Origin of the sequence: Micromonospora sp. LOL_014 (assembly GCF_048060245.1) — a bacterium.
Classification (GTDB): domain Bacteria; phylum Actinomycetota; class Actinomycetes; order Mycobacteriales; family Micromonosporaceae; genus Micromonospora_E.
The window spans coordinates 117827-131586 of the sequence record NZ_JBHMIP010000013.1; the positions used below are offsets into that span (position 1 = coordinate 117827).

The 13760-nt window shown below is 73.5% G+C and carries 13 protein-coding genes; 8 read left to right on the plus strand and 5 right to left on the minus strand.

The features are described from left to right. Nucleotides 1-8: 8 nt before the first annotated feature. Nucleotides 9-1124 (minus strand): FAD-binding oxidoreductase, encoded by a 1116-nt coding sequence (locus ACFHW1_RS14030; RefSeq protein ID WP_416553998.1) that lies wholly within the window; start codon nucleotides 1122-1124, stop codon nucleotides 9-11. Between the two features lie 201 nt (nucleotides 1125-1325). On the opposite strand from ACFHW1_RS14030, the gene ACFHW1_RS14035 reads away from it, so the two are divergent. Next, a complete protein-coding gene (locus tag ACFHW1_RS14035) occupies nucleotides 1326-2072 on the plus strand; it encodes a CPBP family intramembrane glutamic endopeptidase (RefSeq protein WP_416554075.1) in 747 nt (248 codons plus the stop codon). On the opposite strand, the gene ACFHW1_RS14040 is transcribed toward ACFHW1_RS14035, so the two are convergent. Beyond that, complete coding sequence (locus ACFHW1_RS14040; protein ID WP_416615541.1) at nucleotides 2059-3024, minus strand: hypothetical protein; 966 nt, start codon at nucleotides 3022-3024, stop codon at nucleotides 2059-2061. The genes ACFHW1_RS14035 and ACFHW1_RS14040 overlap by 14 nt on opposite strands. Before the next feature lie 104 nt (nucleotides 3025-3128). Here ACFHW1_RS14040 and ACFHW1_RS14045 point away from each other — a divergent pair, with 104 nt between their 5' ends. The 4 genes from ACFHW1_RS14045 to ACFHW1_RS14060 all read left to right on the plus strand — a co-directional run bounded on the left by ACFHW1_RS14045 (nucleotide 3129) and on the right by ACFHW1_RS14060 (nucleotide 7367). Continuing rightward, entirely contained in the window at nucleotides 3129-4415 is a 1287-nt protein-coding gene (locus ACFHW1_RS14045) for an erythromycin esterase family protein (protein ID WP_416615543.1), read from the plus strand. A 182-nt stretch (nucleotides 4416-4597) separates the two neighbouring features. Next, on the plus strand, nucleotides 4598-5134 hold the full coding sequence (locus ACFHW1_RS14050; RefSeq protein WP_416568077.1) for a PadR family transcriptional regulator: 537 nt from the start codon (nucleotides 4598-4600) through the stop codon (nucleotides 5132-5134). Continuing rightward, nucleotides 5131-5835: an ABC transporter ATP-binding protein gene (locus ACFHW1_RS14055; RefSeq protein ID WP_416568078.1), complete on the plus strand. Its 705-nt coding sequence runs from the start codon at nucleotides 5131-5133 to the stop codon at nucleotides 5833-5835. Before ACFHW1_RS14050 ends, ACFHW1_RS14055 begins: the two co-directional genes overlap by 4 nt. Next, a complete protein-coding gene (locus ACFHW1_RS14060; protein WP_416568079.1) occupies nucleotides 5832-7367 on the plus strand; it encodes an FtsX-like permease family protein in 1536 nt (511 codons plus the stop codon). The genes ACFHW1_RS14055 and ACFHW1_RS14060 overlap by 4 nt, the downstream gene beginning before the upstream one ends. Before the next feature lie 66 nt (nucleotides 7368-7433). Here the strand turns inward: ACFHW1_RS14060 and ACFHW1_RS14065 are convergent, their stop codons facing one another. From ACFHW1_RS14065 to ACFHW1_RS14075, 3 genes are read right to left on the minus strand one after another with little or no spacing between them, the layout of a single operon-like run. Beyond that, the gene (locus ACFHW1_RS14065; protein ID WP_416554010.1) at nucleotides 7434-8123 is read right to left on the minus strand and encodes a hypothetical protein; all 690 of its coding nucleotides are present in this window, start codon (nucleotides 8121-8123) and stop codon (nucleotides 7434-7436) included. Beyond that, nucleotides 8120-9688 (minus strand): type VII secretion protein EccE, encoded by a 1569-nt coding sequence (gene eccE / locus ACFHW1_RS14070; protein WP_416554012.1) that lies wholly within the window; start codon nucleotides 9686-9688, stop codon nucleotides 8120-8122. The genes ACFHW1_RS14065 and eccE overlap by 4 nt, the downstream gene beginning before the upstream one ends. 3 nt (nucleotides 9689-9691) lie before the next feature. Further along, the gene (locus tag ACFHW1_RS14075; RefSeq protein ID WP_416554014.1) at nucleotides 9692-11371 is read right to left on the minus strand and encodes a right-handed parallel beta-helix repeat-containing protein; all 1680 of its coding nucleotides are present in this window, start codon (nucleotides 11369-11371) and stop codon (nucleotides 9692-9694) included. 204 nt (nucleotides 11372-11575) lie between these two features. Here ACFHW1_RS14075 and ACFHW1_RS14080 point away from each other — a divergent pair, with 204 nt between their 5' ends. Genes ACFHW1_RS14080 through ACFHW1_RS14090 form a run of 3 tightly spaced genes read left to right on the plus strand, consistent with a single transcriptional unit; the run spans nucleotide 11576 to nucleotide 13757 of the window. Then, nucleotides 11576-11959 carry a YwqJ-related putative deaminase gene (locus ACFHW1_RS14080; protein WP_416615545.1) on the plus strand — a complete coding sequence of 128 codons (384 nt, stop codon included), beginning with the start codon at nucleotides 11576-11578 and terminating at the stop codon, nucleotides 11957-11959. After that, on the plus strand, nucleotides 11959-12450 hold the full coding sequence (locus ACFHW1_RS14085) for an SUKH-3 domain-containing protein (protein ID WP_416554018.1): 492 nt from the start codon (nucleotides 11959-11961) through the stop codon (nucleotides 12448-12450). The genes ACFHW1_RS14080 and ACFHW1_RS14085 overlap by 1 nt, the downstream gene beginning before the upstream one ends. After that, nucleotides 12447-13757 carry an SseB family protein gene (locus tag ACFHW1_RS14090; RefSeq protein WP_416554020.1) on the plus strand — a complete coding sequence of 437 codons (1311 nt, stop codon included), beginning with the start codon at nucleotides 12447-12449 and terminating at the stop codon, nucleotides 13755-13757. The genes ACFHW1_RS14085 and ACFHW1_RS14090 overlap by 4 nt, the downstream gene beginning before the upstream one ends. Nucleotides 13758-13760: the final 3 nt, after the last annotated feature.

Here is a 13760-nt window from a genome sequence, read left to right on the forward strand (position 1 = left end):
CGGAACGGTCACACGTCGCCGAAGCTGTCGTAGCGGATCTGGTCGGCCGGGACGTCGAGCTCGGCCAGCCGACGCAGACTCGACCGGACCATGCCGGCCGACCCGGCGACGAAGAAGTCGTGCTCGTACCACGGGCCGTAGCGGGCCAGCACGTCGGCGACCTCGCCGTGCTCCCCGGTCCAACCCGGGTCGTCCGAGCAGCACGGCACCACGTTCAACCAGGGGTAGGCGGCGCAGAGCCGACTCAACTCGGCCAGGTCGTACAGGTCGTCGCGGGTCCGCCCGCCCAGGTAGACGTGCACCCAGCGGCTGCGGTTGTACCGGGTCAGCTCGTCGATCAGGGCCTTGACCGGGGCGAAACCGACCCCACCGGCCAGGCAGACGATGTCTCGTGGCGAGTCCCGGTCCAGCACCATGGCACCCATCGGGGCCGCCACCCGCAGCAGATCACCGGGGCGGACCCGGCGGACCAGCGCGCTGGACACCCAGCCGGCCGCCGCCGCCCGGACGTGGAACTCCAGCGTGTTGTCCGCCCGGGGCGCGTTCGCGATCGAGTAGCTGCGCCACAGCCTCGGCTGGTATCGCGGCACCTCGACGCTGACGTACTGCCCCGCCTGGTACTCCAGCCGGTGCTGCAGCGGCCGGCAGGTCAGCACGGCGACGTCGGCGCCCCGGCGTCCGTGGTCGAGCACCTCGGCGTGCCAGAACGCCGGGTTCGGGTCGCTCTCCGCGCCGATGACCAGGTTGGTGGTGAGCAGTTCCACCGCGGCGCCCCATGCCTCGTCGTACTCGACGCTCCACCGGTCACCGGCGACGGTCCGCAGCGCCTCCAGCAGCATGTCGCCGAACGCGGCGTAGTCCGCGGCTTGCACATGGAACTTGCGGTGGGCCCGGCCGAGCGACTGCAGATAGTCGGCGAACTGCTCCGGGTCGTCGATCGAGCCGACGGCAGAGACGATAGCTTCGATCAGACAGCGCCGCTGGGTATCCATCTGCACCGGGAAGAGCTGCCGCAGATCCGGCCGGTCCAGGAACAGCCGGGCGTAGAAGTAGCCAGCTACCTGGTCGTGCTCCTCCTCGACGAGCACCCAGCTCTCCTTCAACAGTTGCGCGAGATTGCTCATCGAGGCCTTCCCCGTCACCGTGCCGCCACTGACGCCGTACCACTGGGTTCCAGGGTGAGTACTCTTAGTAGCGAGTCGACGTACCCGATGTGCGACATTGCTCTGCCGTACCCGCTCGGGCACAGTGGTCCGGTGACGGTCGACCTCACCGGTACGCCACCACCGGCCAGCAGCAACCCGGACGCCCACCCGGCGGCCCCGCTGCCGCCGCGCCTGCTGCGCGCCGAGGTGCTCCTGGTCCTCGGCGTGTCGCTCGGCCAGTCCGCCATCTACGCCCTGGTCACCATCACCGCGCGACTGACCGCCGACCGGCCGCTGGGGCAGCAGACCGCCACCATGAACGCCTCCCAGTCGGCCCGCCCCTGGCTCGACCTGACGTACCAGCTGCTCGGGATCTTCTTCGCCCTCGTGCCGGTCCTGCTGGCGGTCCACCTGCTCAGCCGGGACCGGGCCGACGCCCGCGCCCGGCTCGGACTCGACACCCGGTCGCCGCTGCGCGACCTGGCCTGGGGCGCCGCCCTGGCCGCCGCGATCGGGCTGCCCGGACTCGGACTGTTCTGGATCGCCGCGCTGCTCGGGCTCAACGCCAGCCTGGTCCCGGCCGCGCTACCACAGCTTTGGTGGACGGTTCCGGTGCTGATCCTGGCCGCCGCGCAGAACGCCATCCTGGAAGAGGTGATCGTGGTCGGCTACCTGATGACCCGGCTGCGGCAACTCGGCTGGCGGATCGGCGCGGTCATCGCCACCAGCTGCCTGCTGCGCGGCACCTACCACCTCTACCAGGGCTTCGGGGCGTTCCTCGGCAACGTGATCATGGGTGTGGTGCTGTCGCTGTTCTTCCTGCGTACCCGCCGGGTGATGCCGTTGATCATCGCGCACACCCTGCTGGACGTTGTCGCGTTCGTCGGCTACGCGCTGCTGCCCCGCGGCTGGTTCAGCTGGCTGTGACCGGCGCAGCCGGTGTGACCGGCCGGTAGTGGGCGCTCGCCCGCGCGGCCAGCCGCTCCAGCAGCAGCGTGTCGCCCGACCAGGCGACCAGCGCCCGCCCACCGGGCAGGAACCGGGCCGGCAACCGCAGCAGCGCCCAACCGCCGTCGGTCAACCGGCTCACCGCCTCGGTGAACCGCTGCGCGCCGTCGAGCAGCCGCAACGCCGGATCCTCATCGCCGTCGGCCGCCGGCCGGCCCGCCGCGTTCAGCGCCGCGTGGGCCGCCGCGACGTCCGGCTGCATACCGGTGAGAGCCAGCAGCTCCGCCGCCCGGTCCCGGTCGGTCGGATCATGCCGGTACGCGGCCGCCACGTGCAGCGTGACCGCGGCCTGCGTCCAGCCGAGCGTCACCAGCTCCAGGGCCGGGCCGAGCAGCCCACCGGCGGTGGCGACCGCCGCGCCGGCCCCGGCGAGCCGGGTGAACCGCCGGGCCGCCAGCCGGGCCAGAGCGTCGTCGCTGGCCGCCGGGTAGTCGTCGCGTAGCCGGGCCGCCCAGTCCCGCGCCGCCGGACCGATCCGCTCCACCGCGGTCAGGGCGAGCAGCTCCGGCGCGTACGCCGGACGCGTCAGCAGGTGCCGCAGCGTACCGCCGGGGACCGGACCTGGCGGGGGAGCGCCGACCGGACCCGGCGCCGGCGCGGCCTTCTTCGCTGGCGCGGCCTTCTTCGCTGGCGCGGCCTTCTTCGCTGGCGCGGCGGTCTTCGTCGGCGCGGCCTTCCTCGTCGGAGTCGCCTTCTTCGCTGGCGCGGCCTTCTTGGTAGGGCCCTCGGCGCTGCCGGCCGCGCTCGCGTTCGGCGGCGGCTGGAACAGCACGGGAGCGATGGCGGCGGGCGGCGTGGAGCCGGCCTTCGGCGTCCTGGCCCGTGGGGCGCGGGACCGCCTTGGCTCAGCGTCCGGCGATTGCTCCTCCATGCTCAGGCAGCCTAGCCCGAACCCGCCCGCAACACCCGCCTCGCCGGTTCCAGCGGCCCCGGCTGACGGGGTTTGTGCCGGTAACGCCCGGGTACCCGGGCCCGGTGGCCAGATATGCCGCGGACATCACCGCGCTGGCGCGACCGCTGGTCGACGCCGACGACCTCGACCCGCTGATCGAACGGGCCGCCGACGCGCGGGTGGTGATGCTCGGCGAGGCGAGCCACGGTACGCACGAGTTCTACGGCTGGCGGGCGGCCGTCACCCGCCGACTGATTACCGAGCACGGCTTCTCCTTCGTCGCCGTCGAAGGAGACTGGCCGGACTGCGACCGGGTCGACCGCAGCGTCCGGGGCCGGCTCGACGCCCCCCGCGACCCGCGCGACGCGCTGACCACCTTCGAACGCTGGCCCACCTGGATGTGGGCCAACGACGAGGTGGTCGACTTCTGCCGCTGGCTGCGCCGGCACAACGACTCGGTCAGCGAATCCGCCCGGGTCGGCTTCCACGGGATCGACGTCTACTCGCTGTGGGAGTCGCTCCGCGAGATCCTCGTCTACCTGCGGGAGCATCGACCGGACCAGGTGCCGGCGGCGCTCGACGCGTACCGCTGCTTCGAACCTTACGGCGAGGACCCGCAGGACTACGCGACCGCCCTGCGGCTGGTGCCCGCCGGCTGCGAGGCGGAGGTGATCGACCTGCTGGTCCGGCTGCGGCGCGACGCCGCCGCCGACGGGGCCGGCAGCTTCGGCGCCTGGCAGAACGCCGAGGTGGTGGCCGGTGCCGAACGCTACTACCGGGCGCTGGTGTCCGGTGGCCGGCTGTCCTGGAACGTCCGGGACCGGCACATGGACGACACCCTCGCCCGGCTGCTCGACCGGGCCGGACCGGACGCCCGCGCGGTGGTGTGGGCGCACAACACGCACGTCGGCGACGCCCGGGCCACCGACATGTCCGAACTCGGCGAAGTCAACATCGGACAGCTGGCCCGCGAGCGGTACGGCCGGGACCGGGTGGTCCTGGTCGGCTTCGGTACCTACCGGGGAACGGTGGTGGCCGGTGACACCTGGGGGGCGCCGATGCGGCTGATGCCCGTACCGCCGGCCCGGCCGGGGTCGCTGGAAGCGATCCTTTCCGTCGCGGCCCCGGCCGAGTCGTTGTTCGTCTTCCCCGCCGACGGCAGACCGGACCTGCTCACCGACGAGCTGGACCACCGGGCGATCGGGGTGGTCTACCAGTCGAACATGGAACGGCGCGGCAACTACGTGCCGACCGTGCTCGGCGACCGTTACGACGCGTTCCTCTGGTTCGACCGCAGCCGCGGGGTGCGCCCGCTGCGGACCCCGCATGTCGAGCTGCGCGAGCCGGAGACCTTCCCGTCCGGCGTCTGAGCATCACCCGGCACCAGATGCTGCCAGACGACCGCCCAGCCAAGTGCCCGCCGGGGTGTGCCGAACGCGTCCAGCACGGCCAGCAGCCGGTGCCGCTCGCGCAGCCGGGTGTGTAACCCCGTGGTCGGCGTGTCCCGGTGGGGAACTTGACGGCAGCTATTCGCTCAGTGAATAGTTGCCCGGTGTCCACCGTCCACGTGCTCCTCGGGCTGCTCTCCCGCGGCCCCCGGCACGGCTACGAGCTGAAGCGCGACCACGACCAGCGGCTGCCACGCGCCAAACCGATCGCGTTCGGCCAGGTCTACGCCACCCTCGGCCGGATGCAACGCGACGGCCTCGTCGAGCAGGCGCGGCGCGACCGCGCCGCCGGCCCCGACCGCACCTCGTACACGCTCACCGACGCCGGCCGGACCGCCCTCGACGGCTGGCTCGACGCGGTCGAACCGCCCGCCCCGTACGTCACCAGCGCGCTGCTCGCCAAGGTCGTCGTCGCGCTGCTGATCGACGACCCGCAGCGGGCCCGGCGCTACCTGGCCGCCCAGCGCGCGGCACACGCCGCGCGGATCCGGGAGCTCACCCGCACCAAGACCGCCCCGGACGCCACCCTCGGCGAGATCGTCGCCGCCGACTACGCGATCAACCACCTCGACGCCGACCTGCGCTGGCTGGACACCACCGTGGGCCGCGTCGCCGATCTGCACCGGGAGGTACGTCAGTGAACAGTCCGCTGCTCGCCGGCCGAGGGGTCGTCCGCGCGTACGGTGCCACCCCGGCGCTGCGCGGCGTCAGCCTCGACGTCGCCGAAGGTGAGATCGTCGCCGTCACCGGACCCAGCGGGTGCGGCAAGTCCACCCTGCTGCACTGCCTCGCCGGCATCCTGCGCCCGGACGCCGGTGAGATTCACTACCGCGACCAGCGCATCGACCTGCTCTCCGAGTCGGCCCGTGCCGTGCTGCGGCGTACCGAACTCGGGGTGCTGTTCCAGTTCGGTCAGCTCGTCCCCGAGCTGACCGCAGCGGAGAACGCCGCGCTTCCGCTGCTGCTCGCCGGCACGGGGCGGCGAGCAGCACGGACCGCGGCGCTCACCTGGCTGGACCGGCTCGGCGTCGCCGAGCAGGCCGACACCGTGCCCGGCGAAATGTCCGGCGGGCAGCAGCAGCGGTGCGCGCTGGCCCGCGCGATGATCACCGAACCTCGGGTGCTCTTCGCCGACGAACCGACCGGCGCGTTGGACACCCTGACCGGCGAGCAGGTCCTCGGCCAGCTGGTCCGGGTCGCCCGCGAGCAGCGGACCTCCGTCGTGCTCGTCACCCACGACCCCCGGGTCGCCGGGTACGCCGACCGGGAAATCATGCTGCGGGACGGCGAGATCGACCCCGCCGGGCTCGGCCCGGTCGTCACCCGGACGGCCCGGTCGTGATCCGTCCGGCCACCCTGCTGCGGCTCGGCCTCGTCGGCACCCGCACCGACACGGTACGGATCGTCCTCACCGCCGCCGCCGCGCTGCTCACCACCGTCACCTTCCTCGCCGCCGCCACGGTCATCGCCGTACCGACCGTCCCGGACGGAAGATCCAACCGGTCCCCGCAGTACGGCCCGGCGCTGATCGCCGAGGCGGAGCTGCGGACCGGCGTCACCATCGCCCTGTTCCTCCTGGCGATCCCGGTCCTGGCCCTCGCCGGGCAGTGCGCCCGGCTCGGCGCGCCCGCCCGGGACCAGCGACTCGCCGCCATCCGGCTGGCCGGCGGCACCCCCGGTCAGGTCCGGGCGCTGGCCGCCACCGAAACCGGGCTGGCCGGTGCGCTCGGCTCCGTCACCGGGTTGGCCGGGTACCTGGCCGGCCGGCGGCTGCTGCACCGTCCGGACGAGCACGGCCTGCTGCCGTTACCCACCGACGTGCTGCCGCCGGTCTGGTCGCTGATCCTGATCGTGGCCGGCATCCCGCTGCTCGCGACCGCGGTCGCCGCCGCACTGCTGCGTACGGTCGTCGTGTCGCCGCTCGGCGTGCAGCGCCGGCGCCGGGCAGGGCGGCCCGGGCGGTGGCCCGGCCTGCTCATCCTCGGCGGCCTGGTGGTGACCTTCCTGTTCCGGCCGCTCGTCGACTGGGCTGCCGGCCGGGAAGCCCCACTGTGGGGCGTTGCGGTCATCGCGTTCGCCGGGGCGCTGGCCATCGCGATCGGCGTCGCCACCGGCACCGGCTGGATCTCGTACGCGACCGGACGGTTCCTGCGGCGAGTCGCCCGCCGCCCCGCGACCCTGCTCGCCGCCCGGCGGCTGACCGCCGACCCGTGGCACGGCGCACGGACCTTCGCCGGGCTGCTGGCCTGCGTCCTGTTCGGTGCCGGCACCGCCGGCTTCAGCGCCTACCTGGCGGCCGAGTTCGGCAGCCGGGACCGGGTCCACCGGATCCTCGCCGAACAGAGCGGCCAGCCGTACAGCCCGAGTGACAACAGTTTCTACTTCAACGCGGTCACCCTGGTGCACATTGCGGTCCTGGTGGGCCTGGCGATCGCCGCCGCCGGTCTGGCCGTCGCGGTCGTCGAAGGCATCGTGGAGCGTCGCCGCGCCAACGCGGCACTCGTCGCCACCGGCGTGCCGCGCGCGGTGCTGGCCCGCTCCGTCCTGGTACAGACCCTCACGCCGCTGCTCCCAGCGACTCTGGTGGCGCTGACCGCCGGCACGATGATGGCCCGGGCTCTCGGTACGGAGGTCTCCTCCGGGCCGCGTACCGCCACGTTCTGCGATGCGGTGGACGCCTGTCGCACCCCCGAGGACTGGACGGAGTACGGCCGGACGATCGAACATCCGGGCATCACTGTGCCGGTGCCGGTGCCGCTCGACGACCTGGCGCTGCTCGGCGCCGGCACGATGGTGGCCGCCCTGGCCACGGTCGGCGTCGGCCTGCTGTTCCTGCGTAGAGCCACCGACCTGACGGAGCTCCGGCAGACCTGACGGCTCGGTATGTCTGACGCTCGGCAGATCTGACCGGCTACGGCGCGGTCGGCCCGGTCAGCCTGATCAGGGTCGGCCGACCGGGCCGAGCAGCGCCGACTCCATCGACGTCGGATGCAGCATCACCCACTGCAGCCGGCCCTGACTGACCAGGCCGACCATCTCCGGATGGATCCGGGTCAACCAGCTCTGCGCCTCGGTGAATCCCAACGCCGACGCCACCAGCGCCGCCTCGGCGGCGGTCAACCGCTGCAGCACCACCAGGTCGCTGCGGACCAGTGGGTCGAGATCCCAGCTGCCCACGTCGTTGCGGACCACCATCGTCGTCCGCCACGGCACCCCCACCTCCGGCGTGCCGCCCATCGCCGGGCCGATATCCACCGCCAGCAGCTGGGGATGCGCCGGTGACGGCGGTGGCGGCGGCTGGGCGCCGGGCGGCAGGAAGGACGCCGACTCCTGACCCAGACCACACTGGTGCAGAAACCCCTGCCAGTCCGGCTCGCGGGCCGTCTGGATGAACAGGTGCGCGCCGAGCGCCATCGCCCGCAGCGCCAACAGCTGCGCGCAGCGCAGCCCGCCGACCAGCAGCAGCCGGGTCGGTTCCGGGCGGAACAGCCGCACCGCGACCGGCCCGCCCTGCCGGTTGCGCCCGACGACCATGCCGTCGCCGCCGGCCCGCAACCGTACGTCGCCGAGTGCTTCGAGATCGGCGGTGTGCAGGCCGGTCGGCGGAATGATCGACAACGGACCCGTCACGGCAGGAACCCCCCGAGCGGCAGGGTGGCGGCCAGCCCACGGACATGCTCACCGTCGATCCGCTCGGTGAGCCCGCCGCGCTCGCGTACCGCCTCGGTCAGGGCCTGGTCGCCGACGGCCAGCGTCGTCACGTCGGCGGCGGTGAGCCGGACCGCGGCCGACACCGTCACGTCCGCGACGGCGGTCTCGGTCGGATGCCCCGACTCCCGGGCGACGGCGACCGACACCACCGTGTCGACCATCGGCAGCTGCCGCAACACGTCGTCCAGCTGCCACGGCAGCTCCGGCCAGCGCAGCAGCCGGCGGCAGACCTGCGGCACCTCGCCGCTCCACCACGCCTGCCAGGTCTCCTCGCCGGCGACCCGGTTGCTGGCGGTGCCGTAGACGTTGCCGCCGTCCGGCCGGCTGGGCAGCTGCGCCAGGTAGCCGACGGCGGTCAGCAGATCGTCGCCGCCCAGCAGCCGGGCCGGCACCCGGTCCTGTTTCAGCTGGCGCTGGACCCGCCGGACCGACGACATCAGCGCCGGTGCCAGCGCCCGATCGGTGTAACCGTCCGGTGTACGCATCACCTGGAGCACCAACCAGGCCCGCCGACGGGCCGGCACGTCACCGCCGGTCAGCTCCCGGTAGGAACGCTCCACCAGCCCTCGTCCGGTGTGCGCGCGGGGGGCCGCCGCGACCTGGACGAGCAGCTGTACCGAGGTCGGCGGGGCGGCCGGATCCGGCGCCGGCAGCAGCGCCGCCGGGGACGGCAGACTGAGTGCCGAGCCGACGAACAGCGAACCGTCGGCAGGGTCGAGCTCCAGGACGGCGCAGACGCCACCCCGGTGACTGATCGTCGCCATCGTCCGGCCGCTGACCGAAACATCGTCCACTATGGCAGTCGGCTCCACGAACCGCAGCAGGCCCGTCGCCCGGTTGCCGCCGCCGGCCGGCAGCCGCCGGGGCCGCAGCCGGTACCGCAACCACACCGCCATCCACTGGTAGAGCCACCGCCCGCGCAGCCGGACCACCGTCGGTGCCAGCAACAGCGCCAGCGCCGCCGCCGTCACCAGCGCCACGACCGGCCCCCGCTGGTACGCGACGAGCAAGACCGTCGCCGCCAGTTGCCAGTAGACCAACTGCCCGATGGCGAACGGGCCGGTGCCGGGGCGGACCCGCCGGGGCCGGATCCGGCTGCCCGACGCCGTCGCCGGGATCGATGTCGCCGCTGCCGACCCGGTGACTCCGGAGATCATGTCCGCCGTCGGCCCGCCCGATCCTGACACGGTCGGTGACATCGGCACGGCGGCCCGCGCCGCCGTCGCAGGAGCGGCCGCCGACCGGCCAGCGACCTGCCCGGTCGGCAGCCTGGCGACCTGCCCCGACAGTCCGGCAGCGCGGACCGTCGGCAGCTCCGAGGTGGGGGCCGAAGCGGCCACGCCCACGGTCGGCGGTGCGGCTGCGGGTGGCGGCGCCGGCGCGGGCATCGGCGCGGCGTCACGTTGTCGGGGCGGTGCCCACTGCTGCCAGCCCGCCGGTGCGCCCGGCGACTGGTCGGCGGACGGGCCGGGGTCGGTCGTCATCGCTCAGCGTCCGGTCGCCGTACGGACGTCGGCCTCGGTCACCGTACGCAGCTCGTCCAGGCTGGGCCGCTGGCCGGACTGGCGCAGCCGCTGCGCCTGCGCCTTGCGTACCCCCTCGAAGAGCTTGCGCGCCTCGCGGGCGTTGCCGAAGCTCTCGTCCCGTTGCACCGTCGAAAAGTGTCCGAAAAGGACCTCCGGCACGGCGGCGGCGAGCAGATACTCGTCGTTCGCCGCCATCCGCTCGACGATCACCACCAACTGCTCCGGGGTGTAGTTGCCGAACTCGATGGTCCTGGCGAACCGGGACGCCAGGCCGGGATTGGCGTCGAGGAACTGCCGCATCTCCCCGGTGTAGCCGGCGGCGATCACCGCGATCTCGTCCCGGTGATCCTCCATCAGCTTGACCAGGGTGTCGATCGCCTCCTGACCGAAATCCCCGCCACTGCCGAACGACCGGGACAGGGTGTACGCCTCGTCGACGAAGAGCACCCCGCCTCTGGCCTGCTCGAACACGGCGGCCGTCTTCTCCGCCGTGTGGCCCAGGTACTGCCCGACCAGGTCGCGCCGGGACACCTCACGGAACGGCCCGCCGGACAGCACCCCCAGCGCGGCCAGCAGCTCACCGTAGATGCGGGCCACCGTCGTCTTACCGGTGCCCGGCGCGCCCGCGAAGATCAGGTGATGGCTGACCGCGCTGACCGGCAGGCCCGCGCCGCGCCGCCACTCGTTCACCTGGATCTCGTCGATCAGCCCGCGCACCTCATCCTTGACCGACTCCAGGCCGACCATCGCGTCGAGCTCGGCCAGCAACTCCTCGGTCCGGGCGGTGTCCGGCCCGCCGGCCGACGCGGCGGCGGCCGCGCCGAACACCGCACGCCGGCTCGCCGTACCGGTGACGATGGTCGGCTCGGCACCGTCGGCGATGTCGAACGCCGGCGTCGCCGTGTTCTCGGTGCTGCACTCCTCGACACTGCCCGCACAGCCACGACCGAAGGAGACCGCCGGCCCGCGGGTGTCGCGAATCCGGCAGCGCCGCAGCGTCGGCGCGCTCTGGTGGGCGACCGCCACCCCGGCCCCGCCGGTCCGGGAGATCTCGCACGTCTCCAACACCGGACGGCCGTGCTGGTAGACGTAGACGCCCCGGTTGCCGCAGCCGGTGATGGTCGACGCCCGGATGGTGGGCGCGGCCCCGATCCGCACGATCACGCCGTCCTCGGCGAGGTCGGTGAACTCGCAACCGTCGACGTCGCCGTCCGAATCCTCAACCACCAGGCCGTGCCGCGCCCCGGTGACCGTGCACCGGGTCAGCGTGAAGCTCGACCGGTTGCCGATCACGACGCCGGCCCCGAACCCGGCCCGCAGTTGGCAGCCGGTCATCGTCAGCCGGGCCCGGTCGACCGCCACCGCCGGCGCGTCGCCGGCCAGCAGCACCAGGTCACGCAGTTCGAGGGTGCCGCCGTTGGCGGACACAGTCGGGTAATGGCCGGCTGAGGCGTCGACGGTCACCGACCCGGCACCCTGCGCGGCGACCACAGTGATCTGTCGATCGTTGATGAACAACGCCTCGTAGTAGGTGCCGGGGTCGACGGCCACCACCGACCCGTCGGACGCCGCCGCGAGCGCGTCACCGATCGACGGATAGGCGCCGGGCTGGTCCGGACTGACCAAGAGGGTGCGCGTCATCGCTCCGGGCTTCGTACACGGTGGGACAGGGGATTCCGACGATATCGCAGCACCACCAGACAGGGTGTCCGGTGAACGACCGCGTCGCCGCGCGGGCCTGTCGTTGGCAGCAGCGACCGGCACCGGTTGTCTACGCTCTACGGCGGAATCCCAGGGCCCCGACCGGCCCCGGCAGGCTTCGACCGGACGGCGAAGGAGAGCGTGGTGGCGGTACGCATGCTGCCGTTGACGGCAGCCGCTCTGCTGGTCGACGGCGAGGTCCACACCCACACCTCGGTGCGCGGCGACCATTTCCCACAGCTGCACCCGCTGGTCCGGCGGATCCTGGACGAACTTCCGGTCAGCCAGCGGGAACGCTCCGTCGGCCGGTGCGCCGAGCCGGTGCTGATCTCCGACCGGCTGTACGCCGTACAGCCGGGCCAGCCCGGCACCGAGTTGTCGCCGGCTGCGGCCCGGGCGGCACTGTGGGGTGCCCGGATCCGGGTCTCCCTGATCCGCGAGCCGGACGATCCGGCCCACGGCACGGCGGTCGCCCCGTGCCGGTCCTGCCGCCAGCTGCTCGACTGGTTCGGGGTGGAGGCGCTCTGATGGCCGGCGACGACCGGTTTCCGCCGTCGGTGCTGGCCGCCCTGACCCGGGCCGGCTGGCAGCCCGGCCGGCGCGACGAACAGCGGGGCCGTGACTGGGCCCTGCGGGTCGTCGGGCACGCCGGACCCGACGGGCGGCAGCACACCGTGGTCGGTCCCGCGATCGAGGCGTACGCCGAGTTCGGCGGCCTGTACGTCGAACCGGACGGCCCTGGCGAGGCGGTCGCGCCGAGCACGGTCCACCTCGATCCGCTGCGCGCCGTGCACACCGTCGCCACCCTCGCCGTACTCGCCGACATGCTGGGCGTGCCGGTCAGCCCGCTCGGCGTCGAGGCGGACGGCACCGGCATCCTGGCCATCGACGCCCGACAGCGGGTGTTCGTGCTGGACCACGGCGGCGACTGGTTTCTCGGCCGGTCGGTGGAACAGGCCGTCACCGCACTGATCCTCGGTCAACGGCCGCACCGGCTCGCCGAGGACGGCAGCTGGTGACCGCCGACCCGGAGCCAGGGTCGCAGCCGCTGTCCGAGTCGGCCTCGGCCGGGTGGCGACCGGCCACCGCAGCCGAGGCGGGCATGGCCGCCGCCACCGACCTGGCGGGCTACCTGGCGGCGCTCGGCACCGGGCCGCTGCTGCTGCCGGTGTCGGCCGAGACCGCCGCCGGGCAGGCACCGTTCGCCTGGCCCACCGTCGAACACGACGGCGCACCACACGTGCTGGCCTTCACCTCGCCGCAGGCCATCGTCGCCGGCCTGCCGGGCGAGTCGGTACGGTACGTGACGGTCACCCTGGCCGAGGTGGTCGCCACGATCCCCGACGACAACTGGTGGTTGGCGGTCGACCCGGGACTGCCGATCGCCCACCGGATCACCGCCGGGCAGTTGCGGGAGCTGGCACCGTCGCCCGATGCAGGCGACATCGCTCGGGCGCTGCGCGCCGCTGTCGCGGCCGAGGACCCGGACGCGGTGATGGCCGCCCTGTTACGCGCCGAGTTCACCGTACCGATGCCGCCGGAAGCCGACCCCGACACCGCCGTACGAGACCTGGCCGACCCCCGGTTCCCCTGGTGGTGTCTGCCGGACGAGGCGGGCCAGCCGTCGGTGCCGGTCTTCACCTCCCCGGCGATGCTGGCCGAGGTGTTCGACGTGCCGCTGCCGTCGGTCGTCGCCTCCAGCGTGCGACTCTTCGCGAACTGGCCGGACCCGCGCTGGCAGCTCGCCGTCGACCCGGGCACCGCGTCGGCGGTGAGCATTCCCGGGGAGGCGGTCCGGCAGGTCAGCCGGTGGCTCGACGAACTGCGCCGGACCGTGACTGAGACGGACCAGGTCGACGTGGCCCAGACGGATCCAACCGAGGCGGACCAGGCCGAGGCTGTCGAGGCAGATCCAAACCTTCCGGTCCGGATGCAGCTGGTCGTTGCGCACCGCCACCTGCACGCGTACGTGGCGGACGGCTACGACCGGATGGCCGGCCCGGTGCACCGCTGGCACGGCCCCGGCCGGGACACCCCGAAGCGGCTGTACGCCCGGTTGGGCCTGCTCGGGCCGGAGTCGCCCTTCGCCGCCGCCGACGAGTGGGTTCCGGTCGTACGGTGGGAACCCGGCCCGGACACCCCGGCGACCTGGCTCGACGAGCGGCCGCAGCAGCGGGCGCTGGCCGTGCCGGACGGGGCCGAGCTGCACGTGCTGCACCAGGACGGCAGTGACGAGCTGCTGGCCCGCTTCGACCGGAGCGGTCGACGCTGGCTGCCGGTGGACCCGCCACCGGCCGACCAGCCGCCGGCCGCAAGCATCGGCTGATCG

Bases quoted from the DNA above. Each gene is read 5' to 3' on its own strand.
- ACFHW1_RS14030 (WP_416553998.1), bottom strand. From the start codon at position 1,124: ATGAGCAATCTCGCGCAACTGTTGAAGGAGAGCTGGGTGCTCGTCGAG.
- ACFHW1_RS14040 (WP_416615541.1), bottom strand. From the start codon at position 3,024: ATGGAGGAGCAATCGCCGGACGCTGAGCCAAGGCGGTCCCGCGCCCCA.
- eccE (WP_416554012.1), bottom strand. From the start codon at position 9,688: ATGACGACCGACCCCGGCCCGTCCGCCGACCAGTCGCCGGGCGCACCG.
- ACFHW1_RS14075 (WP_416554014.1), bottom strand. From the start codon at position 11,371: ATGACGCGCACCCTCTTGGTCAGTCCGGACCAGCCCGGCGCCTATCCG.
- ACFHW1_RS14085 (WP_416554018.1), top strand. From the start codon at position 11,959: ATGGCCGGCGACGACCGGTTTCCGCCGTCGGTGCTGGCCGCCCTGACC.